10 protein-coding genes are annotated in these 12,553 nt (G+C 60.8%); 4 read left to right on the top strand and 6 right to left on the bottom strand.

All coding sequences use genetic code 11. The features are described from left to right. The first annotated feature begins 94 nt into the window (after positions 1-94). Positions 95-859 (top strand): alpha/beta fold hydrolase, encoded by a 765-nt coding sequence (locus ACN2XU_RS18550; RefSeq protein WP_419411958.1) that lies wholly within the window; start codon positions 95-97, stop codon positions 857-859. A gap of 333 nt (positions 860-1,192) precedes the next feature. On the opposite strand, the gene ACN2XU_RS18545 is transcribed toward ACN2XU_RS18550, so the two are convergent. Then, positions 1,193-2,158 (bottom strand): LysR family transcriptional regulator, encoded by a 966-nt coding sequence (locus ACN2XU_RS18545; protein WP_419411957.1) that lies wholly within the window; start codon positions 2,156-2,158, stop codon positions 1,193-1,195. Between the two features lie 73 nt (positions 2,159-2,231). Between ACN2XU_RS18545 and hisD the strand changes: the two genes are divergently transcribed. Further along, the gene (gene hisD, locus ACN2XU_RS18540; RefSeq protein ID WP_419411956.1) at positions 2,232-3,521 is read left to right on the top strand and encodes a histidinol dehydrogenase; all 1,290 of its coding nucleotides are present in this window, start codon (positions 2,232-2,234) and stop codon (positions 3,519-3,521) included. Positions 3,522-3,525: 4 nt separating this feature from the next. On the opposite strand, the gene ACN2XU_RS18535 is transcribed toward hisD, so the two are convergent. After that, the gene (locus tag ACN2XU_RS18535) at positions 3,526-3,897 is read right to left on the bottom strand and encodes an arginine transporter (protein WP_419411955.1); all 372 of its coding nucleotides are present in this window, start codon (positions 3,895-3,897) and stop codon (positions 3,526-3,528) included. A 126-nt stretch (positions 3,898-4,023) separates the two neighbouring features. Beyond that, entirely contained in the window at positions 4,024-5,343 is a 1,320-nt protein-coding gene (locus ACN2XU_RS18530; RefSeq protein WP_419411954.1) for a hypothetical protein, read from the bottom strand. Between the two features lie 209 nt (positions 5,344-5,552). On the opposite strand from ACN2XU_RS18530, the gene lepA reads away from it, so the two are divergent. Then, complete coding sequence (lepA, locus tag ACN2XU_RS18525; RefSeq protein WP_419411953.1) at positions 5,553-7,358, top strand: translation elongation factor 4; 1,806 nt, start codon at positions 5,553-5,555, stop codon at positions 7,356-7,358. 516 nt (positions 7,359-7,874) lie between these two features. Next, positions 7,875-8,864, top strand: coding sequence for a phosphorylase family protein (locus tag ACN2XU_RS18520; RefSeq protein WP_419411952.1), 990 nt, complete (start codon positions 7,875-7,877; stop codon positions 8,862-8,864). Between the two features lie 246 nt (positions 8,865-9,110). Here the strand turns inward: ACN2XU_RS18520 and ACN2XU_RS18515 are convergent, their stop codons facing one another. The 3 genes from ACN2XU_RS18515 to katG form a co-directional block, all read right to left on the bottom strand. Beyond that, the gene (locus ACN2XU_RS18515; RefSeq protein WP_419411951.1) at positions 9,111-9,245 is read right to left on the bottom strand and encodes a hypothetical protein; all 135 of its coding nucleotides are present in this window, start codon (positions 9,243-9,245) and stop codon (positions 9,111-9,113) included. Positions 9,246-9,343: 98 nt separating this feature from the next. Beyond that, complete coding sequence (locus ACN2XU_RS18510) at positions 9,344-9,727, bottom strand: hypothetical protein (RefSeq protein WP_419411950.1); 384 nt, start codon at positions 9,725-9,727, stop codon at positions 9,344-9,346. Positions 9,728-10,030: 303 nt separating this feature from the next. Further along, on the bottom strand, positions 10,031-12,241 hold the full coding sequence (gene katG / locus ACN2XU_RS18505; protein WP_419411949.1) for a catalase/peroxidase HPI: 2,211 nt from the start codon (positions 12,239-12,241) through the stop codon (positions 10,031-10,033). Between the last annotated feature and the right edge of the window lie 312 nt (positions 12,242-12,553).

Here is a 12,553-nt window from a genome sequence, read left to right as displayed (position 1 = left end):
CGCCCCTGCAGCGGTCTCCGGGCTCTTGAGGGAAAGACACCTCTCGCCGCCCCCCCTCCCTTGAAGCCCGCGTCAGAAGGCGCAAAAAGGACACATGCTCAACACCCTGATCACCGGCTCCGCCACCGACGCCCCTCCCCTGCTGATCGTCCACGGGCTTTTCGGCTCGGGGCGCAACTGGGGAGTGATTGCCAAACGCCTGTCCGACGAACGGCAGGTCATAGCCCCCGACATGCGCAACCACGGCGACAGCTTTCGCTCGGAGAGCCACGGCTATCCCGATCTCGCGGACGATCTGGCCGAGGTGATCGAAGCCCACGGCGGGCGCGCCGATGTGGTTGGCCATTCCATGGGGGGCAAGGCCGCCATGGCGCTGGCGCTGACCCGGCCTGCGCTGGTCAACCGCCTGATCGTCGCCGATATCGCACCGGTCGCCTACAGCCACAGCCAGATGCAGTATATCGACGCCATGCGCGGCGTGGATCTTGCCCGGGTCGAAAAGCGGTCGGATGCCTCGGAGCAACTGGCCCGCTCGGTCCCGGACAAGACGCTGCAGAGCTTCTTCACCCAATCGCTGGACCTCAAGGAACGGCGCTGGAAGCTGAACCTCGATGTGCTGGCCGCAGAGATGCCGAAAATCCTGTCTTTCCCCGCGATTGACGGCACGTTCGACGGTCCGACGTTGTTCCTCTCCGGGGGCGAGAGCACCTATGTCCTGCCCGAGCATCGCCCCGCGATCCGGACCCTCTTTCCCAAGGCGCGCTTTGCCAAACTGCCCGGTGCGGGCCATTGGCTGCACGCGGAAAAGCCGCGCGATTTCGAAGCCTCGGTCCGCGCCTTCCTGACCATGGACGTCTGACAGGCCGCTGAATACCGCCGTCGCAGGCCCGATGTTGCCGGGATGAGCGCGCTTGACACGGCAGACAGCGATCAACGCCAGAAGGCCGCGCCGGGGTGGGGTTTCCATGTCGCTCGCCAATCGTCGCCGGAGTTTTGCGGCCCCCTGCCAAGCCCGCCATCGAAGCCGGCGCGCTGGCCCTGCTCAGAAACAGAGCAGCGCTCGCCGCATCTTCGATTTTTCGAAAACTCGCCGCCGCCTTTCCGAAAACAGCGCGGCGGCCCCTTGCGAGACGGCGACAAAGCCGCACCCTGTTCCGCAGCCCCCCGGAACCTGAGCCGCCGCATGCCCCGCCTAGCCCTCCAGAATACGCAGATCGCCGTCCAGCCACGGCAACCGCTCCAGCGCGGGCATCACCACCATTTCCCGGATCAGCATCCGCGCCGTGCGCGCCACATCCCGCGGCACCTCATCGGCCCAATCGGTCGAAGCCAGCAGCGAAATGCTGCGCGAAAACGGGCTGAAAGGCAGCGGGTGCACTTCCATACGGTCGTGGAACCGCGCCGCGCGCATGTAGCCCAGCGGCGTGGTGATCGTCCAGCCGACGCCGCGTGCCACAAGTGTCATCAAGGACAGGTGCGCGCCGATCTCGAAGCGCTCGGCAAAGCGCAGCTTGTGCCGTGCCAACTGCGCTTCCACCTGCTTTCCGATCAGCAGATCGCGGTCGTGACGCAGCAGCGGCAGATCCCGCATCACGCTGTCAAGGCTGCCTTTTTCGTCCCTCATCCCTTTCGGGCATACAAATATGAACGGATCGCGCACCAGCGGGTATTCGACCACCCCGTCCACCGCCCCGCTCGGCGCGGCCGCAATGGCCAGATGCAAACGCCGGGCCTTCATCTCCTCCACGATCTGATGGCTCGGGGCGGTCAGCAGGCGGAACCGGCACCGCGTCATGCTCTCCGCCAAAAGCGTCACCAACCGCGGCGTCAGGTCATTGTCGAAATCGTCGATCACCCCGAGGCTGAGCTGGCTCAGATGCGTCAAGTCCATCACCGTCAGCTCGTTCTGCGCCAGCCGCAACTGCGCCAGCACGCTGCGCGTCCGCTCCAGAAAGGCCCGCCCCGCCGGGGTCAGCTGCATCGGCCTGCGGGCATGATCCACCAGGTCGGCGCCCAAAGCCGTCTCCAGGTTGCGCATCTGCTGGCTCACCGCGGGCTGGCTCAGCCCGGTGGCCTCCGACGCGCCCGCCACCGATCCGCTCGCCGCCAGCGCCTCGAAAACCTCCAGCCCGCGCAGGGTCACGCCTTTCATCAGCATCGCACGCCCTCTCCCGGCTCCGGCTACCTTTGCGTTTTCCGAAACTGACCCGCCCCCGTCAAGGATTTCTCCCATGCCCCGCACAATCAAATCCGCCCCCGGCCTGCCCCCCGAGGCTCTGGGCGACATCCGCGACACCGTCCAGATCATGCTCGCCCGGATCAGAGCCGGCGGCGAAGCCACCGCGCAGGACTACGCCCGGACACTCGACGGCTGGACCCGCCCCATTCCGGTGCCGCAGCACGACATCACGGCCGCCGAAACCAAAATTCCCCCGGCCCTCAAGGAGGCGCTGCACTACGCGCATGACAACATCCGTGCCTTTGCCAAGGCCCAGCGCGCCTCGCTCACCGAATTCGAAACCGCCCTGCGCCCCGGCCTCATCGCGGGCCAGAAGGTCATCCCCGTCAGCGCGGCCGGCTGCTACGTCCCCGGCGGGCGCTACGCGCATATCGCCTCCGCGCTCATGACCATCGCCACCGCCAAGGCCGCCGGGGTTCGCCACATCACCGCCTGCGCGCCGCCCCGAGAGGGCGGCATCGACCCCGCCACGCTCTACGCCATGCGCCTCGCAGGGGCCGACACCATCCTCGCCATCGGCGGGGTGCAGGCCGTCGCTGCCATGGCCTTCGGCCTCTTCGGGACGCCGGAGGCGGATATCCTCTGCGGCCCCGGAAACGCCTATGTGGCTGAAGCCAAACGGCAACTCTTCGGCCCCACCGGCATCGACATGATCGCCGGTCCCACCGACATCGCCATCCTCGCCGACCAGACCGCCGATCCGCAGCGCCTCGCGCTCGACCTGATCGGACAGGCCGAACACGGCCCCACCTCGCCCTGCTGGCTGATCACCGACGACGCGGACACAGCCCGGCAAACCCTGCAGGCCATCCCGCAAACCCTTGCCTTGCTGCCCGAGCCGAACCGCACCGCCGCGCGCACCGCCTGGGACGCCATGGGAGAGATCCTCCTTTGCGCGGACCGCGAGGAGATGGCCCGCACCGCCGACCGCTACGCGCCCGAACACCTGCACGTGCAGGCCGCCGATCTGCCGTGGTGGCGGGACCGCCTCACGGCCTATGGCTCGCTGTTCCTTGGGGAGAACACCACCGTGGCCTTCGGCGACAAGGCATCAGGGCCGAACCACGTCCTGCCCACCTCCGGCGCCGCGCGGCACACCGGCGGCCTCTCGGTCCATAAATTCCTGAAAACCGTCACCTATCAGCGGGTGACCGACGCGGCCCTGCCGGACCTCGCAAGGGCCACCGCCACCATCTCCCACGCCGAAGGCATGACCGGCCACGCCCTCACCGCAGAGGCCCGCCTGCCGCGCCCGCCGCTGCCGCGCGTGGTCAATTCATGAAGGATCACAGCCCCTGACAGGTCTGCTCCGCGCGGGCGGCAAAGGCCTTGTAGCGTTTCCAAAAGGCTTCATTTCCGGGATTGTCCGACTGCCGGACCTCCTGCGCATGATGCGGGTCGGAAAAGAATTTGACCGCCGTGCGTTGATCCGAGCTGGACAGATCCCGGTTCGCAACCCCTTGAATGCACCCGCAAAGCCGCGCGTTCGCCGCCGACCGGCCAGAGCTCAGACAGGCCCGCGAAATCGGCCCGCTGGCAAAGCTCACCGTCGGCGCGCGGCTGATCACCGCCCCGCCGTAATTGCGCTTCATCCGGTCCCCCCCGCCACAGGCGGCAAGGCCCAGAACGGCCACCATCAGCAATCCAACTGTCTTCATTATACCTGTCTCATCGCTTCACGCCGCGCGGGTTTTCCCGTCTGTTCGGCTTGTCTGCCCTCGCTTGCGATCATGCCGCAAATCGCGGGAGGGATCAATTCGGGATTTGGTGAGCGGCGGGGCGGTTCACACCTCGACCGGATCTGTCATCGGCACGCCCACGGGAACACAATCGACAGCGTCGCCCGCGCCACCGAACAGCGTGTCGCGGTATTCGAGCAAAGTCTCAAGCCGTTTTCGAGCGCCGATATCATCGCCGGAGACGGTCCAGACCGCAGCGGCGAGAACCCCGAACAGGTTTGCCCCTCCCACCGTCATGGCTGCAATGCGCTTCCACGACTGCCCTTCAAGGTCCCGGATACGGGTGTTGGCCTCGGCCAACGCGCGCTCAAGCTCCGCCACCCGCGCACCAAGCCGCCCGATTTCCTCACGCATCGCCTGCTCGCTGGCATCGCTTCGCGCCTGTGAGGCGAGAATATCGCCAATGCGGGACAGCGACGCCGGGATCGCCTCCAACGGCTCCAGGACCTCCGGCGTCTGGTTCAGCCCGGTTTCCCGTCGGAACACCTCGAAATTGTGCACAATGGCCGTGGACGCCACGGAGACCTGCGCCACCACGCTCTTGGGATAATCAAAGAGAAAAGCGACATTATCCGGCTCGAACTCCGGGGCACGATTGGCATTCGCCGCCCGCTCCGCCCGCCAGTCCACTTCGATCCGCGCAATCTCGTCGGCAACCGCTTCTGCGCCCGCTTGCCAAATGGCATCGTCAATCAACGCCACCCGCCGCTGCAGCTCCCAGTCCAGCGGCTCTCCTCGCATGAAACCTTCGAACCAACGATACCAAAAAACACAGTACTCAGTTTTGCGTAATGCCAAAAGAGGGCTTTTCAGCGAGGCCTCCCAATCGCGATCGCGCAGATTCCAAAGATGGTAGTCATTGAGGCCGATATTGTTGGGCGACAAGAAGTCAACTTCGTCGCAATCAGAAACAACCTGCCGAAGCTCTTCAGGGCTTAACCAATCCAGCAATGAAACATAGGCTTGCATCCGAGCAGTGCGATCTGGCAGTACCGCCGTATGAGCCGCGAACTGCGCCGTAACGGTCGCTGCAGTGGTTGCAGCAAATTTGCTGAAGGCTCCTGCTCCAAATGCGGCCTGCAGAGCAGCCGACGTCAAACTATCGTCGTGGTCGAACTGGATAACTGTCCAAGCCGAGATAAGTGCCCGTGCACTTGGTAGAAAAGCACTTTGTCCCTCCAAAGTCACAAGTTCCTCTGCCGGACGCGAACTCGGAGAAATATCCGGGAGTTTTCTCAGCGCTGCGCGTAGGGAAACAATCGCCATATCGTCAAGTGACGAAAACGGCTCCTCGACTGCACTGCCGTCGTCTGAGAAACCACCAAACTTGCGCAAAACAAGCTCGCGAACCTGACGTTTTTCCAACTCCATTTCCCGCCTTCATAAACCGCCACTCCAGAACAGCTTATCGCCATCAACGTGTGAGACCAACCAAAGCTCTGCCGTGGTCGAAGTGCCACCGGCACTTTGGCTTCGCCTGTCTGCGTTTCAAAAGGTCCACTGGTCCTTTTGCCGCCCTTGGCGGGCATCATCAGACCTTGACCAAACCCCCAATCCACAGCATATCGCAAGGCATGAGCACACCCCTGTCCCACATCCGCAATTTCTCCATTGTTGCCCACATCGACCACGGGAAGTCCACCCTGGCCGACCGGCTGATCCAGTCCACGAACACCGTGTCCGAACGGGACATGAAGGCTCAGCTGCTCGACAGCATGGACATCGAGCGAGAACGCGGGATCACCATCAAGGCCAACACCGTCCGCATCGAGTATATCGCCAAGGACGGCGAGCTTTATGTGCTCAACCTGATCGACACGCCCGGACACGTGGACTTTGCCTACGAGGTCTCCCGCTCCATGCGCGCGGTCGAGGGCTCCCTGCTGGTCGTCGATGCCTCCCAGGGTGTCGAGGCGCAGACCCTTGCCAACGTCTACACCGCCATCGAGGCCGACCACGAGATCGTCCCCGTCCTCAACAAGGTCGACCTGCCCGCCGCCGAACCCGAGCGCGTGGCCGAACAGATCGAGGACGTCATCGGCATCGACGCCTCCAACGCCTGCCTGATCTCCGCCAAGACCGGCCTCGGCATTCCCGACGTTCTGGAGGCGATCGTCACCCGCCTGCCCCCGCCCCACGGCGGTGACCCGGACGCCCCGCTCAAGGCCATGCTCGTCGACAGCTGGTACGACCCCTACCTCGGCGTGGTCGTCCTGATCCGAGTCATGGACGGCACCATCCGCAAGGGCGACAACATCAAGATGATGCGCACCGGCGGCAAATACGGCGTCGACAAACTCGGCGTCTTCCGCCCCGCCATGCAGGACGTGAAGGAACTCGGCCCCGGCGAGATCGGCTTCTTTACCGGCTCCATCAAACAGGTCCGCGATACCAAGGTCGGCGACACCATCACCACCGAGAAGAAGGGCTGCGAAACGCCCCTCCCTGGTTTTAAACCGTCGCAGCCGGTGGTCTTCTGTGGTCTGTTCCCGGTCGATTCCAACGAATTCGAAGATCTGCGCGACGCCATCGAGAAACTCGCCCTCAACGACGCCTCCTTCTCCTACGAGATGGAAACCTCCGCCGCCCTCGGCTTTGGCTTCCGGTGCGGCTTCCTCGGCCTGCTGCACCTCGAAGTGATCCGCGACCGCATCGACCGCGAATACGACATCGACCTGATCACCACAGCGCCCTCCGTGATCTACCACGTCCACATGCGCGACGGCGAACAGCAGGACCTGCACAATCCCGCCGACATGCCCGACCCGTCGACCATCGACCACATCGAAGAGCCGCGCATCAAGGCCACCATCATGGTGCCCGACGACTACCTCGGCGACGTGCTCAAACTCTGCCAGGACCGCCGCGGCATCCAGCTTGACCTGACCTATGTGGGCGGGCGCGCCATGGCCGTCTACGACCTGCCGCTCAACGAAGTGGTCTTCGACTTCTACGACAGGCTCAAATCCGTAACGAAGGGGTACGCCAGCTTCGACTATCAACTCGAAGGCTACCGCGAGGACAACCTCGTCAAAATGTCGATCCTCGTCAACGACGAGCCGGTCGACGCCCTCTCCATGATGGTCCACCGGGACCGCGCCGAAATGCGTGGCCGCGCCATGTGCGAAAAGCTCAAGGAGCTGATCCCCCGCCACATGTTCAAGATCCCGATCCAGGCGGCCATCGGCGGCAAAGTCATCGCCCGCGAAACCCTCTCCGCCCTGCGCAAGGACGTGACCGCCAAATGCTACGGCGGCGACGCCACCCGGAAGAAGAAACTTCTGGAAAAGCAGAAGGCCGGCAAGAAGAAGATGCGCCAATTCGGCAAAGTCGACATCCCGCAGGAGGCGTTCATCTCGGCGCTCAAGATGGACAGCTGATTTTTTTTGCAACGAATTTTCAGAAGGGAATATCTTAGAGAAAAATAACTTTGAAAGACGGCCTAGATGTGGCACAAACAGATGCGAGGGCACAACATCTAGGCAACGTGATGGCAAAGCTTTTTCGATCTAGTAGAAAAATTGAATTTCTACGGTTAATTGAGAACTTGTCGACAGAGACTGACTCGATGCTCGCCCCATATTTGGAGAGCGGCAACCAGCATCCCAAAGTACGAATTCGATTCGATTTTCCATACAGCAAAACTGCTGTACGTAACGCAGTTGGTTTTCGGAATTTTATTAGCGCGAAGTACGGAACTAATCTTTATTTCCTTAAGCTCTTTGACGGATGCCTAATTGTCGACTTTGTCACAATCAAGGACTCCGATATACACCAGTTTTATGAGCAATGCAGGACGTCCGAATTTGACGAAATTGCAGGAACCTTTCGAATAGAATCTCTAGAGTTTTCCTCCAACCCGTCTCTTGGAAACATAACATTCGAGCCTCAATAATATGGAAGACAATTTGCGCCAGAAGGCGAACGAACGTAGAAAAAGAGTCAACGATCTGCCTGCGTTCGATATTAGAGTAGTAATTTTCACGGCGCTACATGACCCAGAACATGAGAGCTTAGAACGACATCTAGTAAATATTGGCGCCCAAAAGTTAAAAACTGATACATTTTTGCGCGGCGACTACTGGTGCTTCAAGAATGCTACAGGCGAGCTAATCGGTGTGTTTATAAAGTGCCTTCACGGTGCTGGAAACGGGCTTGCTGGTATAGAAGCTATGAGAGTATTTCCTGTTTTCCCCGCAGATCTAGTAGCATTTTGCGGAATTGGCGGAAGCTTGGATCCACAGACCTCACCACTTGGCAGCGTTGTAGTATCAAAAAAAGTTATCTGGCAAGGATTTGACAAAATCTACATCGATCCGAACCAGCCTCTTCACGAGAAAATGCGTGAGAAAGACCACTTTATTTACGTTTTAAACGGGCCTTTGAGTGATGCTCTGGATGACTTTATTCATTCAAAAAAACATGGAAGACCAAACTACACCCCGCTGGATTCAAATCCAGACCTTAGAGTTAGATGGGCTGAGGGCGTAACAAACTGGAAGAAAACTGAACGGTCGAAGGTAAAAGAAGACGTAGAATTTTTCGATCCTGATCGCATAACACGTGATTGGGACGTTCCTGTTAAACGCGGTGATGTACTGTCATGGGAGTACGTTCTTAATAGTAGGGCTCGTCGAGTGAGAATTCTGGCGGCAACCAAGACGTTTGCTGCAGTGGAAATGGAAAGTGGGGCAATCACCAGAGCATTAGACTACACTTTAAACGTTGGAGGCGCTTCAAAGTACCTTAGCGTTAGAGGAATATCCGATCTTTGCAGCCAAAAAACTGACGACATTTTTCGAGAGATCGGAAGTGACGCCGCAGCAGGCTTTTTGGTTTCGTTTCTTTTCTCTACGTTGACAACACAGTTAATCGGCGGCCGATAGGCCGGACCTTTCCGTGTATTTAAAAAGAACTCCGATCTGTGTTCCAGTCATCTAGAGTATACTTTCAACTAAAGAGAGTGATCAATCTCTCAGTCTCACTTTAAATCCGTCCATCTCCCGCGCGAGATCGTCTCACAAAGGATCGTGCGCCCGTGAAATCATTTACAACTTGCTCTCCTCAGCGCCCCCGGCGCCCTTCCCCTCCAGAAGCCGCTGCACCGCTTCCGCCGCCTTTACCCCCTTCCTTTAAAACCACCCATGCCCGATTGCCCAGCCCAGGACGATGATCGCGGCCAGCGCCAGCGCGAATTTCACCAGATAAAACGCCTCCGGTTCCGCCGGGTTCATCCGGTGCCATAGGTCCGCAAAAAGATCACGCATGCCGCCTCCTCTCTTCGTGACCCGCGCAAGACTGCGCAAGTCCATTTACTTCAGATGGCGCGCAGCCTGCGCTTCATCGGACGGCTCTGCAAGGGGGCTCACGCGCCCGTGTCGTCCGGCTGTCCGGTTTCCTCCCGCGTCGCAAATTGCAACGCCGGGCGATGCGGGCGCGCTGTGATCAGCACCGGGTCGTCTTTCCACGGGTCGCGCCCCTGATCGAGCATCCGTTGTTTGCGCGCCGTGGCGTCATCGCCGCCCACAAGCTTGCCCTCCACCATGCGCGCAATTTCCTCTGCCTCCTGCACCACCTTGGCCGCGCGAAAGCGGTGGTAGTCCCGCTCCACCTGCGCCACATGGCTGGTCTCCGACTTGCCCAGCACCGCGTCGAGCACTTTCATTTCGTGGAACGGGATCACGGCGGCGACGGGGGTGCCGTGGCGGGTCAGCCAGAGGTGGCCGCCCTGCCGCTCGACCCAACTCATGGATTTCCCCGCCTCCTGACGAAACTGTGAGACGGTCATTTTGCGAAAGTGGCTGTGCATGGCGTGTTCTCTTTGTCCTGGTTCGAGTTTTGTACCAAACACGCCGAGAATCGTACCAAAGTCCTGATCCGGGGCCCCACGGGGTCCGCGCGAGGGGCTGCATTTTGTACTGAACCCGGCGCATTTTGTACCATATCACCGTGCCAGAGCGGGACTGCCCGGGGTTTAACGCAGCGCTCGCTGCATTAAAAAGCCGCGCCCGGGGGGCCCCGGACGCGGCTATGATTGGTTAAGAGCGGTGCCTTAAGCGAGGTCGAAGCGATCCGCGTTCATCACCTTGACCCAGGCTTTCACGAAGTCCTTCGCGAACTTCTCGCCCGCGTCGTCCTGCGCGTAAACCTCTGCAATCGCCCGCAATTGCGAGTTGGAGCCGAACACCAGATCACAGCGCGTCCCGGTGCCGACGACCTCACCGGTGCTCCGGTCGCGCCCTTCATAAACGCCATCGCCCATCGGCTTCCATTCCGTATTCATATCCATGAGATTGCGGAAAAAGTCGTGGGAAAGCGTACCCTTACGGTCCGTGAGCACCCCATGGGCCAGATTCCCATGATTCGCCCCAAGCACCCGCAACCCACCAACCAGGACAGTCATTTCCGGCGCAGAGAGCGTCAGAAGCTGCGCCCGGTCGATCATAAGCTCTTCTGCGGCAACGGAAAATTCGCCCGCGAGGTAGTTGCGGAAGCCGTCGGCCTTCGGCTCCAGTGGTTCGAAGCTTTCGGCGTCGGTCTGCTCTTCAGAGGCGTCCATGCGGCCCGGAGTGAAGGGAACCTCGATGTCTAAGCCGCCCGCCTTGGCCGCCTGTTCGACCGCTGCGGAGCCGCCGAGCACGATCAGATCGGCGAGGGAGACCTTCTTGCCACCGGAGGCCGCGCCGTTAAAGTCGGACTGGATGCCTTCGAGTGTCTTCAGAACCCCTGAGAGCATGTCGGGCTCGTTGACATCCCAGCCTTTCTGCGGGGCAAGACGGATGCGCGCACCATTCGCGCCACCCCGGCGATCGGACCCCCGGAAGGTGGAGGCGGAGGCCCATGCGGTCTTGATCAGTTCCGACTCGGAAACATCGCTGGCAAGGATTTTCTCTTTCAGATCAGCGATGTCAGACGCGTCAATCAGCGGGTGATCGACCGCAGGGATCGGGTCCTGCCAGATCAGATCCTCATCCGGAACCTCTTTGCCCAGATAGCAAACCTTCGGACCCATGTCGCGGTGGGTCAGTTTGAACCACGCGCGGGCAAAAGCCTCGGCAAACGCCTCCGGGTCTTCATGGAAGCGCTTGGAAATCTTGCCGTATTCCGGATCCATGCGCATCGCCATGTCGGCGGTTGTCATCATGGGTGTGACCTTTTCGCCCGAACCGTCGACCTGTGGGGCGTGATCCTCGTCCTTGAGGTCCTTGGGGTGCCACTGCCACGCGCCAGCCGGGGATTTGACCAGCTCCCACTCATAGCCGAACAGCAGATCAAAATAGCCATTGTCCCACTTGATCGGGTTCGCCGTCCACGGACCTTCGATGCCGGAGGTCGTGGTGTGCACACCGCGCCCGGATTCAAAGGCGTTCTTCCAGCCAAAGCCCATGTCTTCCATGGCGCCCGCTTCGGGCTCGGACCCGACGAGACCGGCGTCGCCTGCCCCATGTGCCTTGCCGAAGGTGTGTCCGCCAGCGGTCAGCGCAACGGTTTCTTCATCGTTCATGGCCATCCTTGCGAAGGTTTCGCGGATGTCCTTGGCCGAGGCGAGCGGATCGGGGTTGCCGTCCGGACCTTCGGGGTTGACGTAGATGAGACCCATCTGCACGGCGGCCAGCGGGTTTTCCAGTTCGCGGTCACCGGTGTACCGGCTTCCCTCGGAGTCGGAAGTCGCAAGCCACTCCGCTTCGGAGCCCCAGTAGATGTCTTCTTCGGGCTCGAAGATATCCGCCCGACCGCCGCCGAAACCAAACGTGCGACCGCCCATCGACTCGATAGCGCAGTTGCCCGCGAGGATGAACAGGTCGGCCCAGCTCAACGCGTTGCCGTACTTCTTTTTCACCGGCCACAGCAAGCGGCGGGCCTTGTCGAGGTTGCCGTTGTCGGGCCAGGAGTTCAGCGGCGCAAAGCGCTGGTTTCCGGTGGAGCCACCGCCACGGCCATCAGCCGTGCGATAGGTCCCGGCACTGTGCCAGGCCATGCGGATGAAGAACGGACCATAATGGCCATAGTCGGCGGGCCACCACTCCTGGCTGTCGGTCATCAGCGCGTATAGATCCTGCTTGACCGCGTCGAGGTCGAGCGTCTTGAACGCCTCGCTGTAGTTGAAATCTTCGCCCAGCGGCGTCGTCGCGGGGGTGTTCTGCGCCAGAATTTTCAGGTTGAGCTGGTTCGGCCACCAATCGCGGTTGCCACGCACACCAAAGTTCGTCGCAAGCGGTTTCCCGTGCATAACCGGGCATTTGCCACCATCATTTCCGTCCATTGTGTTCTCCGTTCCTCTCTGTGATCCGGGCGCCGGGCTTTGCCCGACGCCAATAGTGCAAGAAAGCTCGTCCGTTGACGGGCTTTTTGTCGTGGAGGCCAGATAAGCTTCTGAAAACGAACGCGTCTTAGAAGCCGCTCTCTACCCCATCGAATCTGCTGTTTAGAATCTATCAAAAGAAAACGATCAGGTAAAATTGCATTACCTGATCGTTGCGATAATCCAGCCCTATGGAAATACATTCGGTTACAGGTTGCGCTTCATCCCGGCACGGCCCCCGCCCCCCGCGCGGCGGACGAGGCGCGTATGGTC

Origin of the sequence: Pacificoceanicola niger, assembly GCF_048553275.1 — a bacterium.
Classification (GTDB): domain Bacteria; phylum Pseudomonadota; class Alphaproteobacteria; order Rhodobacterales; family Rhodobacteraceae; genus Pacificoceanicola.
The sequence above is the reverse complement of the archived record's forward strand: the minus strand, read 5'-3'. Positions and strand labels throughout refer to the sequence as shown.

Coding starts and splice junctions, on each gene's coding strand:
- hisD (WP_419411956.1), top strand. CDS start 2,232: ATGCCCCGCACAATCAAATCCGCCCCCGGCCTGCCCCCCGAGGCTCTG.
- lepA (WP_419411953.1), top strand. CDS start 5,553: ATGAGCACACCCCTGTCCCACATCCGCAATTTCTCCATTGTTGCCCAC.
- ACN2XU_RS18535 (WP_419411955.1), bottom strand. CDS start 3,897: ATGAAGACAGTTGGATTGCTGATGGTGGCCGTTCTGGGCCTTGCCGCC.
- ACN2XU_RS18545 (WP_419411957.1), bottom strand. CDS start 2,158: ATGCTGATGAAAGGCGTGACCCTGCGCGGGCTGGAGGTTTTCGAGGCG.
- ACN2XU_RS18520 (WP_419411952.1), top strand. CDS start 7,875: ATGGAAGACAATTTGCGCCAGAAGGCGAACGAACGTAGAAAAAGAGTC.
- ACN2XU_RS18510 (WP_419411950.1), bottom strand. CDS start 9,727: ATGAGTTGGGTCGAGCGGCAGGGCGGCCACCTCTGGCTGACCCGCCAC.
- ACN2XU_RS18515 (WP_419411951.1), bottom strand. CDS start 9,245: ATGCGTGATCTTTTTGCGGACCTATGGCACCGGATGAACCCGGCGGAA.
- ACN2XU_RS18550 (WP_419411958.1), top strand. CDS start 95: ATGCTCAACACCCTGATCACCGGCTCCGCCACCGACGCCCCTCCCCTG.
- katG (WP_419411949.1), bottom strand. CDS start 12,241: ATGGACGGAAATGATGGTGGCAAATGCCCGGTTATGCACGGGAAACCG.